Source organism: Actinoplanes sp. NPDC020271 (assembly GCF_044388125.1).
In the GTDB taxonomy this organism is placed as follows: Bacteria; Actinomycetota; Actinomycetes; order Mycobacteriales; family Micromonosporaceae; genus Actinoplanes.
The window spans coordinates 44,849-65,100 of the sequence record NZ_JBIRWQ010000008.1 but is presented as its reverse complement, the minus strand read 5'-3'; the positions used below and the strand labels follow the sequence as shown (position 1 = coordinate 65,100).

Sequence of the window (20,252 nt, the reverse complement as noted above, 5' to 3'; positions counted from 1 at the left end):
CTCACCCCCGCGGCTTGTGGAGCATGCTGCCGAGAGTGCGCAGCATGATCTTCAGGTCGAGGCCGAGGGACCAGTGCTCGATGTAGTAGTTGTCGAAGCGGACGCGGTCCTCGATCGAGGTGTCCCCGCGCAAGCCGTGGATCTGGGCCCAGCCGGTGATCCCGGCAGGGACCCGGTGACGGTCCGGGTAGCCGTTGTACACGCGTCCGAACAGGTCGGCGAAGTGCGGCCGTTCGGGTCGCGGCCCGACCAGGGACATGCTGCCGGTCAGTACGTTGACCAGCTGCGGCAGCTCGTCCAGCGAGGAGTTGCGCAGCATCCGCCCGACCCGGCCGACCCGCGCGTCGGTGTCGATGTTCCAGCGGCGGCACGACTCGGCCTCGTCCACGGGGGTCAGTGATCGGAACTTACGGATGGTGAACGGTGCTCCGTCGCGGGTGACCCGCTCCTGCCGGAAGATGACGGCGTGCCGCCCCGACTCGACTTTCACCGCGACCGCGCAGAGCAGCAGCAACGGTGAGAGCAGCACCAGCGCGGTCGCGGCGCCGACGACGTCGACGAGCCGCTTGAGCCGCCAGCGGCGCTGCTGCACCGGTTCGGGACGCAGCCGGGTCAGCGGGATGCCACGGACCAGGTCCGCTCCGCGGCTACCGACGGCGAGCTCGTGCAGCCTCGGGACCACGTGCACGGTCACGCCCAGCCGGCGGCAGTGCCGCAACCTCGTGACCAGCTCGCTGTCGGGCATCGCCGGGTAGGCGACGATCAGGTGCAACGGCCGGTACCGGGTGACAGCTCGTTCCAGGTCCGTCACCGGGGCCAGCACCGGCAGGTCGCGCTGCGCGAGCGCACGCGGACCCACGAACCCGACCGGGGTCAACCCGCACGATCGGTCCTCGCGCAGTGCGGTCGCGACCCGTACCGCCAGGTCACCACTGCCCACGATGATCGCCGCCCGGCCGGGCGAGCTACGCCGGTGCGCGCGCAGAAGGCTGTAGCCGGTCGTGCGGGCGAGCAGAACCGCTGCCAGCAGCACCCCGAGCACGGTCCGGCTCGGCCCGGGAAACGGGGTGAGCCAGTGGAGAGCGGCTGCGGCGACCGCAATCGCCAGGATCACTCGCGGCAGATCGTCGAGCGCGGAGAAGTGCAGACGCGCGCGGTAGAGTCCGGCGGCGGCCAGCGCCAGTGGCAGCAGCACGATCGGCCAGGCTGCGCGGGTGGCGACGGTCACGACGACGGCGGCGAGCACGTCCAGGATGAACAGGATCGCGATCTCGCCGATGCCGCTTCGGACCTTGCGTACCGGCACGAGCCCCGGGGCCTTCGGTGCGGTGACCGGAGTCCTGGTGGTGCTGAGGCGGGCCGTGATGTCAGATCGGGACACGGTGCTTCCCCAGGTTCGTCTCTCCCCGCCAGCGTGACAGCGCGAGTGCCGCACCGGCAGATCCGAACGACTCGCAAGCATCGACTTCCGTCATGACCTGAGGTGCCGGAGGTTCCTCCCGTGCCGGTTTCCTTGAATAACGCGAACCGGATCGCGCCCACGCGGGCCGACCGGCCCTGACCGGCAGGCCGGGCCGCGATCGAAGGTGGAGGCCGAGGAAGGGAGTATCGCGATGACCACGCGACTGCGCCTGTCGGAATGCGGTCTGAGTGCGGGCAAGCGGGCCCGGCTGCACCGCATCCTCTACCAGCACGGGCTCGGCAACGGCACGGCGTTGTTCCTGCCGTACGACCAGGGCCTGGAACACGGACCCCGGGACTTCTTCCCGGACCCGGCCGCCACCGATCCGCGGTACATCGTGAAGCTTGCCCTCGAGGGCGGCTTCAACGGCATCGCCGTCCAGATCGGCCTCGCCGAGAAGTTCTACTGGGACTACGCCGGCGAAGTGCCGCTGATCCTGAAACTGAACGGCAAGACCGACATCCCGCCGGACGGGCAGGCCCTCTCGCCGCTGCACGCCTCCGTCGAGGACGCGGTGCGGCTCGGCGCCGACGCGGTCGGTTACACGCTGTACGTCGGATCACCGGCGCAGGCCGCCGACTGCACGCAGTTGCACCAGGTGCGGCGTGATGCGCAGCGCTTCGGGATGCCGCTGATCGTCTGGGCGTACCCGCGAGGCGAGGCAATCGAGCACAAGGGCGGCAAGGACTCGTTCTACGCCGTGCACTACGCGGCCCGCGTGGCCAGCGAACTCGGCGCGGACGTCGTCAAGGTCAACTTCCCGCATCCGGAGAAGCGGGCCGAGGTCCCGCCGGCCTACACGGCCGAGTTCAGCGCCGAGCAGGCGATGCAGGCCGTGGTCCGCGCGGCGGGACGCACGCTGGTGCTGGTCTCCGGCGGCAGCAAGGCCGGCGACGAGGCGATGCTGACCAAGGCGCACGAGTCGATGGCCGCCGGGGCGACCGGGCTGATCTTCGGTCGCAACGTCTGGCAGCGCGATCATGACGCTTCCCTGCGTCTGGTGGGGCAGTTGCGGGAGATTCTGGCCAAGTACCCCACGTCGTGAGCAGCCGAGACCCAGCACGCATGACCGAAGGGAGGGACGTGATGAACGAGGCGAAGCAGTCGCGCGGTGCCCCGGCCGGGGCCGGCGGTGGCGCTGTGTACGGACTCGGCGTGATCGGCGCACTGATCTACTACATCGGCGCGGCCGACGGCTTCTGGATCGGAGTCCTCGGAGTGCTCAAGGCAATCGTCTGGCCGGTCTTCGTCGTCCACGACCTGTTGCGATTCCTCGGCAGTTGAACCCGGTGGTGGCATGACTGGTCCTCCTGCCAGTAGTGGCAGGAGGACTTCGGGCATGCGGCTTCGCCGCCGGTCAACCGGAGGTGGCCGGGTTCTCCCCCGGCGCCGGTTCGATCCGCGCCTCGGCACCCGGGATGACCACACTGGTGTACCCGTCCTCCAGCCACCGTACGTCGTACGGCGGGCTCCCGTCGTTGTGGGCAACGCCGGTGATGATGCCGATCCGCCGGGAGTCGCCGAGATGCTTTCCCTCGATGATGATCCGATCGCCGATGTTCGCCTTCATGGTCGTTCCTCCGTTCGGACACGTGAGGTTCTCCCTGCGAGCCTGTGTCCGGCTCACCGTGATCGCCAAGGGCCGAAGGTCCCCGGTCGGCGGGTGGGCGGCTCACCTGCTACCGGAGAATTCCCGGTCGACGCGGCCTCCGGCCGGGTGAGCGATGGTGCTGTCAGCGCTCACCCGCGGACGTGGCACAGTCGTCGAAGTCGTAGGCGATCTGGTCGGATGTCTCGATCACGCCGGGGACCGCCGCGACCGCACTCACCAGCATCTCGGCGGTCGACCGCCGCTCGGCGCGCCCGCTCAGCACCACGCTGCCGTCGTTCACCTCGGCGTCCACCGAAGCCAGGCTCTCGCCGATCAGGCCCTCGTCCACGATCGACCGTATCTCGGCCATCAGCTGCTGGTCCGGACGCCGCTGTATCCACAGCAGGTCGCCGCGGCTGACCATCCCCGCCAAGCGATCCAGTTCGTCCTCGACCGGCAGCTGTCTGACGCCGGCCTCGTGCATCCGCCGCGCGGCATCGCGCAGGCTCGTGTCCAGGTGCGCCACTACAGCGGGCGCGGTCATCAGTTCGGCGGCGGTGCGAGCGGCCGCCTTGCGCCGCCAGGTCCGCCGGCGTCTCCGGTCCGGCGAGGTCCCGGCCGGCATCTGCAGCTTGGGAAGCAGATCGGACTCCGACACCACGCCCAGGATCGAACCTCGTCCGTCGACCACCGGCACGGCGTCGACCGATCGGCTCACCAGCAGCTCCGCCACGTCCCGGAAGGAGGCGTCCGGCCGCACAGCGAAGACGTGTGCGGTCATCACATCACGTACATGCCAGACCTTCATGGCAATCCCTCCACCGTCGACACTAGGCCGCCTCGAGGGCAGCGCGGCAGGGTCCGTCGACTGCTGGTCGCAGGCCACGCGACCCGTGCCGTCCGCGGAACCGGAGGGGCAACGCTTACCGGGCGTAGGTCTGCACCGCTGCGAGCAGCGCGGTCAGTCCCGCCTTGGCGTCGGCGAAGAGCATCGCGGTGCGCGGATCGTGGTAGAGCTCGTTGTCGATCCCGGCGTACCCGTGGCCGAGTGACCGTTTGATCACGATGACGCTGCGGGCCTTGTCCACGTCGAGGATGGGCATCCCGGAGATCGCGTTGCCGGGGCGCCGCGCCGCCGGGTTCGTGACGTCGTTGGCGCCGACGACGAGCGCGACGTCCGTGGCGGGCAACACCGGGTTGATCTCGTCGAGGTCTTTGAGCTGATCGTACGGGGCATCGGCCTCGGCCAGCAGCACGTTCATGTGGCCGGGCATGCGGCCGGCGACGGGGTGGATGCCGTAGCTGACCTCGACCCCGTGGGCGATGAGGACCTTCGTCAGGGCGACCACCTCGTGCTGAGCCTGGGCGGCGGCGAGACCGTAGCCCGGGACGATGACGACCCTGGTGGCGTACGCGAGCTGGATGGCCGCGTCCTCGGCGCTGACCCGGCGCACGTCGGCCGTGCCGGGGATCGAGGCGGCCGTGGCCGCGTCGCCGCTGCCGTACCCGCCGGAGATGATCGCGCGGACCGGCCGGTTCATGGCGTCGGCCATGAGCTTGGTGAGGATCGCGCCGGCCGCGCCGACCAGGGCGCCGGCGATGATCAGCGGGGTGCTTCCGAGTACGAATCCGGCCATCGCCACGGCCGTGCCGGTGCACGCGTTGAGCAGCGAGATCACCACGGGCATGTCGGCGCCGCCGATCGGCAGGGTGACCAGGACCCCGACCGCCAGCGCGCAGGCCGCGACCCCGGCGAGCGCCACCGGGGCGCGCTCCGGCCCGGCGAACACGGCCAGGCCCACAGCCGCGGCCGCGAGCAGCGCGGCACCGGCCCGGCCACCGGGTGTCACGATCGGACGCCCGGGAATCCGCCCGGCCAGTTTGCCCGAGGCGATCAGGGACCCGCTGAAGGTGATGCCGCCGATGATCACGTCGAGGGCACCGGTGACGGCGGCCGGCACGCCGGTGGCCCGGTCACCGAGGGCGATCAGGGCGGCCGCCCCGCCGCCGACCGCGTTGAACAGACTGACCAGCTGCGGCATCGCCGTCATCCGGATCCGCCGGGCGGCGACCATCCCGGCTGTTGCTCCGGCGGCTGTGCCGGCGGTCAGCACGACGACCGCCATGGGGGTCAGCTGACCGTTCTCGATCAGGACAGCGGCGGTGGCACCGATCGCGACCAGCATGCCGGCGGCGGAGAGGCGGTTGCCGCGACGAGCGGTCGACGGCGCGTTCATCAGGTGAAGTCCCAGGACGAACATCGTGGCGCAGGCCAGGTAGACGAGGTGGACGATGGTGTCGAAGACGGTCATGACCGGCTCCGGAACATGGCCAGCATGCGGTCGGTGACGGCGTAACCCCCGGCGACGTTGGCCGCACCGAAGAACGCGGCGACACCGAGCAGCAGGTAGCCACCGGCCGTGGTGGCGGTCAGGGCCAGGAGCATCACGCCGATCAGCACGACGCCGTGCACGGCGTTGGCCCCGGACATCAGCGGCGTGTGCAGGGTGGCCGGCACCTTGCTGATCACTTCGAAGCCGACCAGCAGGCTCAACGTGAAGACGGTCAGATCCGCCATCAGCAGCGGGGTCACGACACACTCTCCTCCAGCAGCTCACGAACGACGGGATGGACGACCTCGCCGCCGCGGGCGACCGTCACCGCGGCGTGGATCTCGTCGGTCAGGTCCGGCGCCGGCACACCGCCCGGCATCAGCGTGCCGAGAAGAGCGAGGACATTTCGCGCGTACGCGGTGGAGGCCGCCGAGGGCACGGACGCCGCCAGATCCCCGGGACCGATCAGGCTGACACCTCCGATCAGCACGGTGCTGTGCGGGGCCACGCCCTCGACGTTGCCGCCGAGCGGACCGGCGGCCAGGTCGACGACGACCGAGCCCGGTCGCATGCCGGTCAGCGCGGCCGCGGGGATCAGCACGGGCGGCCGATGCCCGGGCACCCGCGCGGTGGTGATCACCACGTCGAAGCCGGCGACCGCGGCCTGCAGCGCCCGCTGCTGCGCGGCGCTCTCGTCAGCGGTGAGGGCGCGCGCGTAGCCGTCGGCCGAGGACACGGAGGAACCGCCCAGGTCGAGTAGCGCCGCGCCGGTGGAGGTGATGTCCGCGTGCGCCGCCTCGCGCACGTCATATCCCGTGACGACCGCGCCGAGCCGCCGGGCCGTCGCCATGGCCTGCAGCCCGGCGACGCCCGCGCCGAGAACCAGGACACGGGCCGGCCGGACGGTGCCGGTCGCGGTCATCAGCAGCGGGAAGTAGCCGCCGTACGCTGCGGCCGCCACGATCGCGGCCTTGTAGCCGGCCACGTTGGCCTGCGAGGTGAGCGCGTCCATCGGCTGCGCCCGGGACAGGTTGCGGGGCACCAGATCCAGGCTGATCGCGGTCACGCCGGCGGTGGCCAGCCGCAGCATCGCGGCCGGGTCGCCCAACGGATCGAGCAGGCCGATCAGCGTCTGCCCGGACCGGGCGCCGTCGGCGTCCGGGGGGAGGATGACGCAGACGAGCACCTCGCTGTCGCGGTACACCCGGGCGCGGTCACCGAGCGTGGCACCGGCCTTGCGATACTGCTCGTCCCCGAATCCGGCTCGCGTCCCGGCGTCGTTCTCGACCAGCACCGTGACGCCCCGCTCGGACAGACGCCGGGCCACGTCCGGGGTCAGCGCCACCCGGCGTTCGTGCTCTGCCGTCTCCCGCAGTGCTCCTACCGTGGTCATCGCCGGCTCCTTCGCAGCGGGCGCACCGGTCACCGCCGACGCTACGAGCCGGTGCCCTTCCCGGTCAGGGGCGAAGGGCCCGACGTTCCCGGCGCTCGGTGCGAACCGTCGCCCCGACGGCCGGGCCGGCCACCGGCCCGGCCCGGCCGGGCCCTCCGGCCCTGTCGGACACGCGGCGGATCTGCGTGCCATGGGGTGGAACGGCCCGATGCCGGTGAGGAGGTCCGTCCCGTGTTGAAGAAGAAGAGCGTCATCGGATACGACGGTTCGCCCGACGACCGTGCCGCGCTCGCCCGGGCGTCGGACGAGGCGGAACGCCCCGGCACGCCGGACGAGGCGTGCTCTGCCGACGAGTGGGCGGCCACGCCCTGCCTGTTCCCCATTCTGGTCCCGCCGCCGAAGGACCACCTCGCCGAGGCCGTCCGGGAGATGCTCGACCACAGCCTGGACCAGGCTCGCCGGGCGGAACCGTCATGAGCGCCGGGCCGCACGACATGACGCCGCTGCCGGATCTCGCACGGGACCAGGCGCGCGGCGGTCCGGTCCGGGAACGCCGTCCGGTCTACGTGGACCTGCTGCCGCCGTGCAACGCCGGCTGCCCGGCCGGGGAGAACATCCAGGCGTGGCTCGGGTACGCCCAGGCCGGTGACTACGAGCGGGCCTGGCGGGTGCTGGCGGCCGACAATCCGCTGCCGGCCGTGCACGGCCGGGTCTGCTACCACCCGTGCGAGTCGGTCTGCAATCGGTTGCACCTGGACAGTGCGGTCTCGATCCACGGTGTCGAGCGTTTCCTCGGCGACCTGGCCCTGGAGCGGGGCTGGGCCTTCGCTCCGGCACCGGCACCGACCGGCCGCCGGGTCCTGGTGATCGGCGCCGGGCCGTCCGGGCTCTCCGCCGCGTACCACCTGGCCCGGCTCGGTCACTACGTGGAGATTCACGACGCGGGCGCCGAGCCGGGCGGAATGATGCGCTACGGCATCCCGGCCTACCGGCTGCCGCGGGACGTGCTGGCCGCGGAGATCGCCCGGATCACCGCCCTCGGTGTGGTGATCGAGTGCGAGCATCCGGTCCGCGATCTGGTGGCCGAGCGCCGAGCCGGCCGGTTCGACGCCGTCTTCGTCGCCGTCGGCGCGCACCTGTCGCGCCGGGTGGACATCCCGGCCCGCGAGGCCGGGCGGATCGTGGACGCGATCGGTCTGCTGCGCAGTGTGGCCTCGGGCGAGCGGCCGGTGATCGGGCGCCGGGTCGCGGTCTACGGTGGCGGCAACACCGCCATGGACGCCGCGCGGGTCGCCAAGCGGCTCGGCGCCGAGGAGGCGCTGATCGTGTACCGGCGGTCCCGGGCGCAGATGCCCGCGCACGCCGAGGAGGCGGCCGAGGCCGAACGCGAAGGCGTGAAGATCAACTGGCTGCGCACCATCCAGGCGTTCGACGGGCCGCAGCTGACGGTCGAGGTGATGGACCTGGACGGCGACGGCCGGCCGGTGCCGACCGGGCGCACCGAGACGCTCACGGCCGACACGGTGGTGCTCGCGCTGGGACAGCGGGCCGACACTGCTTTCCTGCAGGACGTGCCGGGGGTCGAGTGCGGTCCGGACGGCACGGTGGTGGTCTCGGGATCGTTCATGACCGGCTGCCCGGGCGTCTTCGCCGGTGGCGACATGGTTCCGGCCGAACGCACGGTGACCGTCGGGGTCGGGCACGGCCGCAAGGCCGCCCGCCACATCCACGACTTCCTCAGCGGTACGCCGGGAGCCGTTCCGGTCAAGCACCCGGTCGCCGAGTTCGATCTGCTGCATCCGTGGTACTTCGGTGACGCCCGGCGCCGGGTCCAGCCGGAGCGTGATCCCGTCACCCGGGTCGCCGACTTCACCGAGGTCGTCGCCGGGCTCGACGAGAACGCCGCGCGCTTCGAGGCGGAACGCTGCCTGTCCTGCGGCAACTGTTTCGAGTGCGACGGGTGTCTGGGCGCCTGCCCGGAGGACGCGGTGATCAAGCTGGGGCCGGGCGACCGTTATCGCTTCGACTACGACCGTTGCACCGGCTGCGGCACCTGTTTCGCCCAGTGCCCGGTACACGCCATCGAACTGGTCCCGGAGAACCGGTCCTGACTACAGGAGGTACGGTCGTGAGCCGCACGGTCATGGACGGCAACGAGGCCGCGGTGTCGGTCGCGTACCGGCTCAACGAGATCTGCTGCATCTACCCGATCACGCCGTCGTCCCCGATGGCGGAACTGGCCGACCAGTGGTCGGTCGCCGGGCGTCGCAACCTCTTCGGCTCGGTGCCGTCGGTAGTCGAGATGCAGAGCGAGGGCGGTGCCGCCGGCGCCCTGCACGGCGCGTTGCAGAGCGGCGCGCTGACCACGACGTTCACGGCGTCGCAGGGCCTGCTGCTGATGATCCCGAACATGTACAAGATCGCCGGGGAGCTGACGCCGGCCGTCATGCACGTGGCCGCTCGATCGCTCGCCACCCAGGGGCTGTCGATCTTCGGCGACCACTCGGACGTGATGGCGGTGCGGGCCACCGGGTTCGCGATGCTGGCGTCCGCCTCGGTGCAGGAGGCGCACGACCTGGCGCTGGTGGCCCAGGCCGCGTCGTTGCGCACGCGGGTGCCGTTCGTGCACTTCTTCGACGGTTTCCGCACCTCGCACGAGCTGAACACGATCGACACCCTGGACGACGAGGACCTGCGGGCCCTGGTGCCCGAGGGTCTGGTCCGCGAGCACCGGTCCCGGTCGCTGTCCCCGGAACGCCCGGTGATCCGTGGCACGGCACAGAACCCGGATGTCTACTTCCAGAGCCGCGAGACCGTCAACCCGTTCCACGCCCGGGTACCGGAGGCGGTGCAGGACGCGATGGACCAGCTGGGCGCGCGGACCGGGCGGCGGTACCGCACGGTCGAGTACCACGGCGACCCGGACGCCGAGCGGGTCCTGGTGGTGATGGGCTCGGGCGCGGAGACGGCCCGGGAGACCGTCACCCACCTGGCCGCACGCGGCGAACGCGTCGGTGTCGTCCAGGTCCGGCTGTTCCGGCCGTTCCCCGCCGCCGAGCTGGTGGCCGCGCTGCCGGGCACGGCGACCCGGGTGGCCGTGCTGGACCGCACCAAGGAGCCCGGGTCGGCCGGCGAGCCACTGCATCTGGACGTGGTGGCCGCGCTGGCCGGCAGCGGCCGCCCGATGCCGGCGGTGATCGGCGGCCGGTACGGTCTCGGGTCGAAGGAGTTCACTCCGGGCATGGTCGCCGCGGTCCTGGACGAGCTGGCCGCCGCGCATCCGCGTCCCCGGTTCACCGTCGGGATCGTCGACGACGTCACCGGGATCAGCCTGCCCTGGGCCGAGCTGGACATCGAACCGCCCGGGACGAACCGGGCCGTCTTCTTCGGGATCGCCTCGGACGGCACGGTCGGCGCCAACAAGAACACCATCAAGATCCTGGCCGCGGACCCCGGCACGCACGCGCAGGGCTACTTCGTCTACGACTCCAAGAAGTCCGGTGGGCTCACCGTGTCCCACCTGCGGTTCGGGCCGGCGCCGATCCACGCGCCCTACCTGATCACCCGGGCCGGTTTCGTCGGCTGCCACCATGCCTCGCTGCTGGACCGCGCCGAGGTGCTGGAGTCAGCCGCGCCCGGCGCCACGGTGTTGCTCAACACCGCCGCGGAGGACGTCTGGGCCGCGCTGTCACGCCCGGTACAGCAACAGATCATCGGCAAGGGCCTGCGGGTCCACGCGATCGACGCCGACCGCGTCGCGACCGAGGCCGGGCTCCCCGGGCGCAGCAACACCGTGCTGCAGACCTGCTACTTCGCCGTCTCCGGGGTGCTGCCGCCCGACCGGGCGATCGCCCGGATCAAGGCCGCGATCAGCAAGTCCTACGCGAAGCGGGGCCCCGAGGTCGTCGCCCGCAACCACGCCGCGGTGGACGCCGCGCTCGCCGGTCTGCGCCGTGTCGACGTACCCGCGAAGGAGACCTCGACCCGGCAACCGCCGCCGCCGGTCCCGGAGACCGCGCCCCGGTTCGTGCGTGAGGTCACCGGCGCGATGCTGGCCGGGCTCGGCGACCGTCTGCCGGTGAGCGCACTGCCGGTCGACGGGACCTACCCCGGCGGAACCACCGCCTACGAGAAGCGCAACCTCGCCGAGCTGGTCGCCACCTGGGATCCACAGACCTGCATCCAGTGCGGCACCTGCGCGTTCGTGTGCCCGCACAGCGTCATCCGGGCCAAGCTGATCGATCGGCCGGCCCTGGACGGCGCGCCGGACGGCTTCCCGGTCGCGCCCCTGAACGCCCGGGGGCTGCCGGACACCGCTTTCAGCCTGCAGGTCTACCTGGAGGACTGCACCGGCTGCGGACTCTGCGTCGAGGCGTGCCCGGTCGGTTCGCCCGACCGCAAGGCCATCAATCTCGAACCACGGGAGCCGCAGGTGCAGGCCGGTCGGGACAAGATCACATTCTTCGAGACGATCCCGTACGCCGATCGCACGCGCGTTGATTTCGGCACCGTCCGCGGCGCGCAGTTCCTCCAGCCGCTCTTCGAGTTCTCGCTGGCCTGCACCGGGTGCGGCGAGACGCCGTACCTCAAAATTCTCTCGCAGTTGTTCGGTGACCGCCTGATGGTCGCCAACGCCACCGGCTGCTCGTCGATCTACGGCGGGAACCTGCCCACCACACCGTGGACCCGCAACGCCCAAGGGCGCGGCCCGGCCTGGTCGAACTCGCTGTTCGAGGACGACGCCGAGTTCGGCCTCGGTTTCCGTCTCGCCGCCGATCTGCACCGCGAGCTGGCCCAGAGCCGGCTGCGGCAGCTCCGGGACCGGATCGGCTCCGCACTGGTCGACCCGGTCCTCGACGCGCCGCAACGACGCGAGTCGGAGTTCGCCGCCCAGCGGGACCGGCTGGCGCAGCTGCAACGACGGCTCGACGAGCTCGCACCCGGCGATCCGCTCGTCGCCGACCTGCGCAGCGTGCTGGATCACCTGGTCCGGCGCAGCGTGTGGATCGTCGGCGGGGACGGCTGGGCCTACGACATCGGCGCGGGCGGCCTCGACCACGTCCTGGCCAGCGGCCGGAACGTGAACGTGCTGGTCCTCGACACCGAGGTGTACTCCAACACCGGCGGGCAGATGTCGAAGGCGACCCCGCTGTCGGCGGTGGCCCGGTTCGCGGCCGGCGGCAAGACCACCCCGAAGAAGGACCTGGCGTTGCAGGCCATCGCGTACGGCAACGTCTACGTCGCCCGGGTCGCGCTGGGCGCCGACCCGCAGCAGACCCTGCAGGCACTGCGCGAGGCGGAAGCCTATGACGGGCCGTCGCTGGTCATCGCGTACGCGCACTGCATCGCCCACGGCATCGAGATGCGCGACGGCCTGAACCAGCAGCATCGGGCGGTCGCGACCGGGTACTGGCCGCTGATGCGCTACGACCCGGTGCTGCGGGCCACGGGGGAGAACCCGTTCCTGCTCGACTGCCCGCGACCGCGGTTGCCGCTGACCGAGTTCACCGGCCGCGAGTTGCGGTTCCGGCAGCTGCACGACACCGATCCGGCGGAGGCCGAGCGGCTGGCCCGGCTGGCGCAGGAGGCCGTCGATCAGCGCTGGCGCGTCTACGAGGAGATGGCCTCGCACGGGCCGGAGCGTTTCCCCTCCGACGCCCGCCGATGAGGCCCGGGGCCGGGCGAGCATCCGGACTTCACGGGACCACCGGCCCTGGCCACACCGCCGGCGCCGGACGCACACTGGCGGTGAACGGCAACCACATCGAGGTGATCACCATGACGAACGCGGTGGTGCACTGGGAGATCGGCGGCCGGGATCTGGCCGTGCTGCGCGACTTCTACGCCAAAGCCTTCGGCTGGACCATCGACGACGCCATCGAGGACTACTGCCTGGTCCGTCCGGTCGCAGGCGGAGCCGGCGGCGCTCTCATGCAGACCCGGGACGACATCTCACATCATGTGACGGTCTACATCGACGTCGAGGATCTGGAGGGCGCTCTCCGGAGCGTCGAGGCCCTCGGCGGCACCCTCCTGATTCCACCGACCAGGATCAACGACTCACTGTCGTACGCGATGTTCCGGGACCCTTCCGGCAATGCTGTGGGCCTGTTGCAGGGCGGGACACTGCACCGCACCTGAGATGCCGGAAGAAGGGACGGCGCACGGTTCCCCGGCCGTGCGCCGTCGTATCAGCGGCCGCGAGAGGCGGGAGCGACTCGGCATCGGCAGGGGCCGGTATGCGAGTACACCGGCTCCCTGTGCCGGCCATCCGCCCGGCGACGGCCACGCTGACCACCGCCCGCCGGGACCAATGGCCCTGGCACGGCGGCACCGGCCGGTGGACGCTCGGGCTGAGACGTCCACCGGGTGACGTTCACTGCGGGTGCGGCGCCCGGTGGGCAGTTGATGGCGCACCGGCCGGTCCGGCCGGCGACTGACCGCGAAGAAGGTGGCCGCCATGCGGCAGACCGTCCGCCTCGGCCGGGTCCGGGGGATTCCGATCGGAGTCCACTGGTCCGTGCTGGTCATTCTTCTCATGCTGGTGTGGACCCTGGCGGAGACCCTGCTGCCGGATGCGGCCGCGGGCTACCCCGCGCTCGCCTATTGGCTCACCGCCATCTGGATGGCGGTGCTGTTCCTGGCCGCCCTCACCGCCCACGAGCTGGCGCACGCCCTCGTCGCGCAGCACTACGGCATCAGCGTCCAGTCGATCACGCTGTGGGCCCTGGGTGGTGTGTCCGTCCTCGACGACAAGCCGCGGAGTCCGCGGGCCGAGCTGCTGATCGCCGGGGTGGGTCCGCTCACCAGCCTGGTCGCCGCCGGGCTCTTCGGAGTGCTGACGTTCCCGGCCGGCCTGCTCTCCTCCTCGTTGCTCCGGATCGGATTGACCTGGCTGGCCGGCGCGAACCTGATGCTGGCCGTCTTCAACCTGCTGCCCGGCGCCCCGCTGGACGGCGGCCGGATCCTCACGGCGATCGTCTGGTGGATCCGCGGTGACCAGACGGTCGCCCGGCGCGCGGCCACCCAGACCGGCGCGGTCCTGGGTGTGCTGCTCTCCGGGCTGGGCGCCCTGCTCGTCCTCGGGCATGCCGTCATCACCGGGGTCTGGCTGGTCCTGCTGGGCTGGTATCTCGGCTTCGCCGCCCGTGGTGAACAGGCCGCGGTCCGGCTCTCGGAGGACCTGCGCGGCATCCCGGTCAGCGCGGCGATGTCGGCACCGGCGGTGTCCGGGCAGGCCGGGCAGAGCGTGGCCGAGTTCGCGGAACACACCGCCCGGTGGTGCCCGCACCGGACGTACCCGGTGATCGATCTTGACGGCCGGCTCGCCGGACTTCTCCCCGTCGCCGCGCTGGCGTCGCTGCCGGCTTCGGATCGCCGGTACGCCCGGCTCGCGCGCGTCATGATCCCGGTCGCCCGGCTGCGCGTCGTCCACCCCGAGGACCCCCTTCTCGAGGTCGTGGACGGACTGGACACGACATTGCACACGCTGGTGGTCGTCGATCGGGACCGGCCCTGTGGCGTACTGACCGCCGGCGACGTCGGCCGGCTGATCGGCGTCATCCGGCTCGGAGCCGCCCCCGCCGAGCGCGACCTGCACGCACTTCCCTGATCAACTCGGCCCTGATCAACTCGGCCCTGACCGACCCGACCCGACCGGAGGGACACCGTGCCGAACGCGGTGCAGACCTGGGAGCTGAGCAAGTCCTACCGAGGCCGGCAGGCGCTGGACGCGCTCGACCTGACCGTCCCGCGCGACATCGTCTTCGGCTACCTCGGCCCGAACGGGGCCGGGAAGACCACCACCATCCGGTTACTCGCCGGCCTTCTGCGCCCCAGCGGCGGCCGGGCCGAGATCGACGGGTTCGACGTGGTCCGCGACCGGGAACGGGCACAGCGTCAGATCGGCTACCTGCCCGGCGACTTCGCCGCCTATCCCCGGCTGACCGCGGCGGCCTACCTGGAATACCTGGGCCGGCTGCGCGGCGGGCCGGTCCGGGAGACCGTGCGCGCCCTGGCCGACCGGGTCGAGCTGGACCTGAACCTGCGGATCGGCGCGATGTCGCACGGCACCCGCCAGAAGGTCGGCATCGTGCAGGCGTTCATGCACTCCCCCGCTCTGCTCGTGCTCGACGAGCCCACCGCCGGTCTCGACCCGCTGATCCAGCACGAGTTCCTCGCCATGGTGCGCGAGGCCCGGGACCGTGGGCAGACCGTGTTCCTCTCCTCGCACAACCTCTACGAGGTGGAGGCGGTCGCCGACATGGTCGGCATCCTGGTCCACGGACGGCTCGCCGTGGTCGAGGAGATCGAGAAGCTCAAGGCCCAGGCGGTACGCCGGATCGACCTGACGTTCACCGGCAACCCGCCCGTGGAACTGCTCCACCAGGTCTCCGCCGCCCGCGAGATCACGGTCACCGGGCGTACCGCGCACCTGGTCGTCGAGGGGCACACGACCGAGTTGATGCGGGTGGCGGCGCCGTACGGGATCGAGCAGATCGTCACGCACGAGCCCGACCTGGAAGACGTCTTCCTCAGCTACTACGACCGGCGGGAGTGACCCGGCCATGCGTACCGTCTTCGCCAAAGCCCTCCACGACCAGCGCCGCTCCCTGCTGGGCTGGGGCCTGGGACTGTCCCTGGTGGTGCTGCTGGAGACCGCCCTCTGGCCGTCGATCGGGAAGATGACCAATTTGCAGCAGTTCCTCGCCGACTATCCGGAGGCGATGCGCAAGCTGTTCAACCTGCAGGACTTCGGCACCGGTACCGGATTCGTCAACGGCGAGTTGTTCAGCGCGCTGGTGCCGGTCCTGTTCCTCACGTATGCGATCGGCCGCGGAGCCCGGGCGATCGCCGGCGAGGAGGAGGCCGGCACGCTCGACGTGCTCCTGGTGACCCCGGTGACGACCACCGGCCTGTTGCTCCAGCAGAGCGCCGCCCTGCTGACCGGGCTGCTGGCCCTGGGCACGGTGCTGTACGCGGCCGTCCTGGCCGGTTCGGTGCTGTTCGGGCTCGGTATCGGGCTCGGCCCGCTGCTGTCCGCGACGCTGGCGATGGTGCTGCTGGCGTTCGAGTTCGGCGCTCTCGCGCTGGCCGCCGGAGCGGTCACCGGACGCCGTGGCCTGGCGATCGCCGTGGCCGGAGCCGCCGCGGTCGCCGGCTACCTGCTGTACGTGGCCGGGGAACTGGTCGGCGCCGTCGAGCCGTGGCAGCCGCTGTCCCCGTTCGACCAGGCGATGAGCGGAGGGCCGATCGGGGCCGGATTCCGCTGGACCTATCTGGTGATGCCCGCCGTGGCGATGCTTCTCGTAGGCGCGGCAGCGCCGAGGTTCGCCCGCCGGGACATCGCGGTAGCTCACTGACCCGCGACAAGAGGAGAGATCATGCCCATTCATGCCGGAGCACCGGTCGTGGTCGGGGCCGACGGCTCCGCCTCGGCCATGCGAGCCGTCGAGTACGCCGCGACCGAGGCGGCGTTGCGCCACCGCCCCCTGCTGATCCTGCATGCGTACGCGTGGCCACCGGCCGGGGTCGCCTACTCCACGGCCCTGGCCGCCACGGCCGACGCCACCCTGCGCCGGGCCGCCGACGACATCCTGCAGGACGCGGCCTGGCATGCCGCCCGGACCGCCCCGGCGATCACCTGCTCGACGCGCGCCGTGACCGGTGACCCGGCCACCGTGCTGCTGGAACTCAGCGAACAGGCCAATGTGCTGGTGCTCGGCGCCCGGGGCTCCGGGGGTTTCGCCGAGATGATGGTCGGCTCGGTCGCCGCGCACGTCACCCCGCACGCCGCCTGCCCGGTCGCGGTGGTGCGCGGAAGCGTGACGAGCGGCCCGGTCGTCGCCGGTGTCGACGGCTCACCCGGGTCCGCGGCGGCGCTGGACTTCGCCGCCGACGAGGCGGATCGCCGCGGCACCGAACTGGTCGCGGTGCACGCCTGGACGACGGCCGGTGGCACCGGCCTCGACGACGGTCTCCCGGCCGGCCGCCGGAGCGGGGGCAGCGCGGAGGAGCATCACCGGGTGCTGGCCGAGGCGCTGGCCGGGATCGCCGAGAGGCACCCGGACCTGACCGTGCACGGCGAGGTGCGGCACGGCCTCGCCCGTCAGGTGCTCACCGCCCGGTCCGACCACGCGCAGCTGATCGTGGTCGGCAGCCGCGGGCACGGCGGGGTGACCGGCCTGATGATGGGCTCGGTCAGCCAGCACCTGATCTATCGCGCCGCCTGCCCGGTCGCTGTGGTCCGGGCGGTGCCGGTCGCGGCCGCCTGATCACACCGATCCTCAGGGGCTCGGGTTACACCCTGTCCCCGCGGTGCGGAAGGGGCCTGTGGCCCTGCCCGGCCCCGTTGAGCAGACCAATGCTGAAGGTGGTACCCGGACACAAAGGTGTGATGCCGATGACCACCGACCTGCCCGTCGACAACGGGGCCGAAGCCGACGCCCTCGCCTCCGACGGAGGCATCGTGACCATCCGGCCCGTCCGCCCGGAGGACCGCCCCGGCCTGGCCGCCCTGTATTCCGGAGCCTCGCCGGAGAATCTCGGACTGCGGTTCTTCATCGTGCCGGGCCCGTCGACGGTCGCCGCCGAGCTGGACTCGCTCGTCGCGCCGGAGACCCGGGACCGTCTGACGGTCGTCGCCGTCGAAGGCCGCCACCTGCTCGGCGTCGCCTCCTGCGCCCGTCTGGACAACGCCGGCCGGACAGCGGAGATAGCGGCCTTCGTGGCCGATGACCACCACGGCCGGGGAATCGGCACCCTGCTGCTCGAGCATCTGGCCGCCCGGGCACGCCGGGTCGGCATCACCACCTTTCTCGGGCAGGCGCTGCCCCGCAACGCCGGCGTGCTGCGCATGGTGCGTGACTTCCACGCGCACACCCGCAGTCACACCCGGCTCGGGTACGTCGACGTGGCCATCGACCTCAACGATCGGCCCGCCCTCGACCGGGCCGCCGATGCCCGGGACCGGGTCGCGGAACGGGCCTCCCTGCACCCGTTGCTGGCGCCGGACTCGGTGGCGGTGATCGGTGCCGGGCAACGGCACGGAGGCGCGGGGCACGAGGTGCTCCGGGCGTTGCGTGACTACGGCTTCACCGGGCGGTTGTACGCGATCAACCCGTCCGGACGACCGGTGTGCGGGATGCCGGCCGTGCGCAGTGTGGCCGACCTGCCGGAGCCCGTCGACCTGGCGGTCGTCGCCGTCCGTGCCGACCTGGTCCCCGGGGTGCTCAAGGAGGCGGGGCAGCGCGGGGTGCGCGCGGCGGTGGTGCTCAGCAAGGGCTTCAAAGGTTCCGGGCCCGCCGCCCGGCAGCGGCGGGGGGAGGTACTGCGCATCGCCCGGGAGCACGGCATCCGGCTGGTCGGGCCGGGCAGTGCCGGCCTGCTGAACACCGATCCCCACGTACGCCTCAACGCCTGTCTGGCCCCGGCCCGGCCCCCGGCCGGTGGCCTCGCGGTGGCCGCGCAGTCCGGCACGGTCGGCATCGCCCTGCTGGCCGACGCCGCGCGAAGCGGCTGCGGTGTCTCCGGTTTCGTCTCCCTCGGCGAGAGGTTCGACGTGAGCGCGAACGACCTCATCGCCTACTGGTACGACGACGCGGCGACACAGGCGGTCGCCCTGCACCTGGAGTCCTTCGGCAACCCGCGCAGGTTCGCCCGCACGGTCCGGGCACTCGGACGGCGCAAACCGGTGCTGGCGATCGAGAGCCGGCGTGCCACGACCGCGTCGCACGACCTGGTCGACGCGCTGTTCACCCAGGCCGGGATCATCCGCACCACCGGCATCGGCGACATGCTGGACACCGCGCGGATGCTGATCGGTCAGCCGCTGCCCACCGGCACCCGGATCGGGATCGTCGGCAACGCCGGCGGGCTGACCCCGCTGGCCGCCGACCGTGCCGAGGCCGCCGGCCTGACCTGCCCGCCGCTGAGCCGGGAGACTCGCCGCCAGCTGCCGCGGGGCCACGACAACCCGGTCGATCTCGGCGTCGACGCGACGGTCCCGGCGATCTCGGAGGCCGCGGAGATCATCGCGAACAGCGGCGAGGTCGACATGCTGCTGTTGATGATCGTGGGGACCCGGGCGAACTGCCCGCCCGGCATGATGGCCGAGCTCGGCCGGGTCGTGGACGACCATCCGGACGTCACCGTCACGGCCGTCGTGATCGGCAGCACCGACGACGTGCCGACCTTCGGTGCCCGCGGCGCGCCCGTCTACCAGCAGCCGGACCCGGCGGTGCAGGCGCTGTCGAGGGCTCAGCGGTACGCGGTGTGGCGCCGGCAGCCACTGGGCCGGCGGCCCGACCTGCCCGGTCTGCAGACCGAGCGGGCGCGGGCACTGATCGGTCAGGCGCTGGCCGAGGGAGGCGGCTGGCTGTCACGGCTGCGCGTGTCCGCGATTCTGCGGTCGTACGGCATCGGATTGCTGCCGGTGTTCCCCGCGGCGACGGGCGTGGCCGCGGTGGCGGTCGCCGAACGTCTCGGCTTCCCGGTGGTCATGCGGGCCGCGGCGGCGCCCGACCGGCCGGCGGCCGTACGGCCCGGCCTGACCAGGGTCGCTGATGTCCGGGACGCCTTCGACGAGGTCGCCGGAACCGTCCGCGGAGCAGCGGGCGTCGTGATGCAACGGCAGATCACGGCCCCGACGCGACTCAGTGCGGCGATCCGCCACGACCCGCTCTTCGGCTCACTGCTGCGGCTCGTTTCCGAGGAGCAGAGCGACGTTCATGCCGTACGGCTGATGCCGCTGACCGACCTCGACGCGCGGCGCATGTGGCGTGAGCTGGACCTCGCCGCCGACCGGATCCCCTCGTTCGACACGTCCGCCTTGGAGGACCTGCTGCTTCGCGTCGGCCGACTGGCGGAGGACCACCCGGAGATCGCGGCGCTGGAACTGGCGCCCGTCCTCGCCGGCCCGGACGGGGTCACCGCCGCCGACGCGCGGATCCGGGTCGCCGCGGCCGGCGCCGAACCGGACGCCGGCCTGCGCAGGTTGTCACCGGTCGCGCTGCCCGGGGCACGATCCACCGGCGAGCGGCTGACCCGCGACGTCACGCGCGCTTCGCGTCCGCGTACAGGAAATTCTTGACGCGGAGCCGGCGCCAGACCACTCGCCGGACGGCGCGCACCCGCGGGAGTGCCGTCTCCGGGCCGATCACCTGGAAACCGGAGACGACAAATCGACGGCCGTGCAGATCCAGGCGGCCGTGACCGGCCGCGCGCAGGTTGCGCAGCCAGTCCACCCCGGTGCCGTACGGCAGCGGGATCACGAACCCGTCGGTCACCGGCTCGGCCAGCACCGGGGTGACGTAGGCGCGGCCGGTGCGGCGCCCGGTGTGGTGCAGGGCCGCCGCGTACCAATGCCGCCGGCCCGCCACCGTGCGCATCACCGGATTGAGGATGCGCTTGTTGAACCGGCGGATCCTGTCGCTGACTCGTGACGCCTTCCCGCTGGCCATGGGTTTCCTCCGA

General features: G+C 72.0%; 18 protein-coding genes. 11 read left to right on the top strand and 7 right to left on the bottom strand.

Going from position 1 to position 20,252, the window contains the following annotated elements; all coding sequences use genetic code 11:
• Position 1: 1 nt before the first annotated feature.
• Positions 2–1,381, bottom strand: coding sequence for an exopolysaccharide biosynthesis polyprenyl glycosylphosphotransferase (locus ACH442_RS19530; RefSeq protein ID WP_396339451.1), 1,380 nt, complete (start codon positions 1,379–1,381; stop codon positions 2–4).
• 232 nt (positions 1,382–1,613) lie between these two features.
• Here ACH442_RS19530 and ACH442_RS19525 point away from each other — a divergent pair, with 232 nt between their 5' ends.
• A complete protein-coding gene (locus ACH442_RS19525; protein ID WP_396339450.1) occupies positions 1,614–2,507 on the top strand; it encodes a class I fructose-bisphosphate aldolase in 894 nt (297 codons plus the stop codon).
• Between the two features lie 20 nt (positions 2,508–2,527).
• Complete coding sequence (locus ACH442_RS19520; RefSeq protein WP_396339449.1) at positions 2,528–2,746, top strand: hypothetical protein; 219 nt, start codon at positions 2,528–2,530, stop codon at positions 2,744–2,746.
• A gap of 73 nt (positions 2,747–2,819) precedes the next feature.
• Here ACH442_RS19520 and ACH442_RS19515 read toward each other — a convergent pair whose 3' ends face one another.
• The 5 genes from ACH442_RS19515 to ACH442_RS19495 form a co-directional block, all read right to left on the bottom strand.
• A complete protein-coding gene (locus tag ACH442_RS19515; protein ID WP_396339448.1) occupies positions 2,820–3,032 on the bottom strand; it encodes a DUF1918 domain-containing protein in 213 nt (70 codons plus the stop codon).
• A gap of 163 nt (positions 3,033–3,195) precedes the next feature.
• The gene (locus ACH442_RS19510; protein WP_396339447.1) at positions 3,196–3,861 is read right to left on the bottom strand and encodes a CBS domain-containing protein; all 666 of its coding nucleotides are present in this window, start codon (positions 3,859–3,861) and stop codon (positions 3,196–3,198) included.
• A gap of 115 nt (positions 3,862–3,976) precedes the next feature.
• Positions 3,977–5,365, bottom strand: coding sequence for an NAD(P)(+) transhydrogenase (Re/Si-specific) subunit beta (locus ACH442_RS19505; RefSeq protein WP_396339446.1), 1,389 nt, complete (start codon positions 5,363–5,365; stop codon positions 3,977–3,979).
• Positions 5,362–5,646: an NAD(P) transhydrogenase subunit alpha gene (locus ACH442_RS19500; RefSeq protein WP_396339445.1), complete on the bottom strand. Its 285-nt coding sequence runs from the start codon at positions 5,644–5,646 to the stop codon at positions 5,362–5,364. Before ACH442_RS19500 ends, ACH442_RS19505 begins: the two co-directional genes overlap by 4 nt.
• Positions 5,643–6,779, bottom strand: a complete 1,137-nt coding sequence (locus ACH442_RS19495; RefSeq protein ID WP_396339444.1) for an NAD(P) transhydrogenase subunit alpha — start codon at positions 6,777–6,779, stop codon at positions 5,643–5,645. Before ACH442_RS19495 ends, ACH442_RS19500 begins: the two co-directional genes overlap by 4 nt.
• Before the next feature lie 231 nt (positions 6,780–7,010).
• Here ACH442_RS19495 and ACH442_RS19490 point away from each other — a divergent pair, with 231 nt between their 5' ends.
• From ACH442_RS19490 to ACH442_RS19450, 9 genes are all read left to right on the top strand, one after another.
• The gene (locus ACH442_RS19490; protein ID WP_396339443.1) at positions 7,011–7,256 is read left to right on the top strand and encodes a hypothetical protein; all 246 of its coding nucleotides are present in this window, start codon (positions 7,011–7,013) and stop codon (positions 7,254–7,256) included.
• Entirely contained in the window at positions 7,253–8,890 is a 1,638-nt protein-coding gene (locus ACH442_RS19485; protein WP_396339441.1) for an NAD(P)-binding protein, read from the top strand. The genes ACH442_RS19490 and ACH442_RS19485 overlap by 4 nt, the downstream gene beginning before the upstream one ends.
• 17 nt (positions 8,891–8,907) lie before the next feature.
• Positions 8,908–12,447 (top strand): pyruvate:ferredoxin (flavodoxin) oxidoreductase, encoded by a 3,540-nt coding sequence (nifJ, locus tag ACH442_RS19480; protein ID WP_396339440.1) that lies wholly within the window; start codon positions 8,908–8,910, stop codon positions 12,445–12,447.
• 80 nt (positions 12,448–12,527) lie between these two features.
• On the top strand, positions 12,528–12,920 hold the full coding sequence (locus tag ACH442_RS19475) for a VOC family protein (protein WP_396339439.1): 393 nt from the start codon (positions 12,528–12,530) through the stop codon (positions 12,918–12,920).
• A gap of 319 nt (positions 12,921–13,239) precedes the next feature.
• Positions 13,240–14,391, top strand: coding sequence for a site-2 protease family protein (locus ACH442_RS19470; RefSeq protein ID WP_396339438.1), 1,152 nt, complete (start codon positions 13,240–13,242; stop codon positions 14,389–14,391).
• A gap of 57 nt (positions 14,392–14,448) precedes the next feature.
• Positions 14,449–15,339, top strand: coding sequence for an ABC transporter ATP-binding protein (locus ACH442_RS19465; RefSeq protein WP_396339437.1), 891 nt, complete (start codon positions 14,449–14,451; stop codon positions 15,337–15,339).
• Positions 15,340–15,346: 7 nt separating this feature from the next.
• A complete protein-coding gene (locus ACH442_RS19460) occupies positions 15,347–16,141 on the top strand; it encodes an ABC transporter permease subunit (RefSeq protein WP_396339436.1) in 795 nt (264 codons plus the stop codon).
• 21 nt (positions 16,142–16,162) lie between these two features.
• Positions 16,163–17,053 carry a universal stress protein gene (locus ACH442_RS19455; RefSeq protein WP_396339435.1) on the top strand — a complete coding sequence of 297 codons (891 nt, stop codon included), beginning with the start codon at positions 16,163–16,165 and terminating at the stop codon, positions 17,051–17,053.
• Between the two features lie 128 nt (positions 17,054–17,181).
• Positions 17,182–19,869, top strand: coding sequence for a GNAT family N-acetyltransferase (locus ACH442_RS19450; RefSeq protein ID WP_396339434.1), 2,688 nt, complete (start codon positions 17,182–17,184; stop codon positions 19,867–19,869).
• Here the strand turns inward: ACH442_RS19450 and ACH442_RS19445 are convergent.
• Positions 19,832–20,239, bottom strand: coding sequence for a hypothetical protein (locus ACH442_RS19445; protein ID WP_396339433.1), 408 nt, complete (start codon positions 20,237–20,239; stop codon positions 19,832–19,834). The genes ACH442_RS19450 and ACH442_RS19445 overlap by 38 nt on opposite strands.
• Between the last annotated feature and the right edge of the window lie 13 nt (positions 20,240–20,252).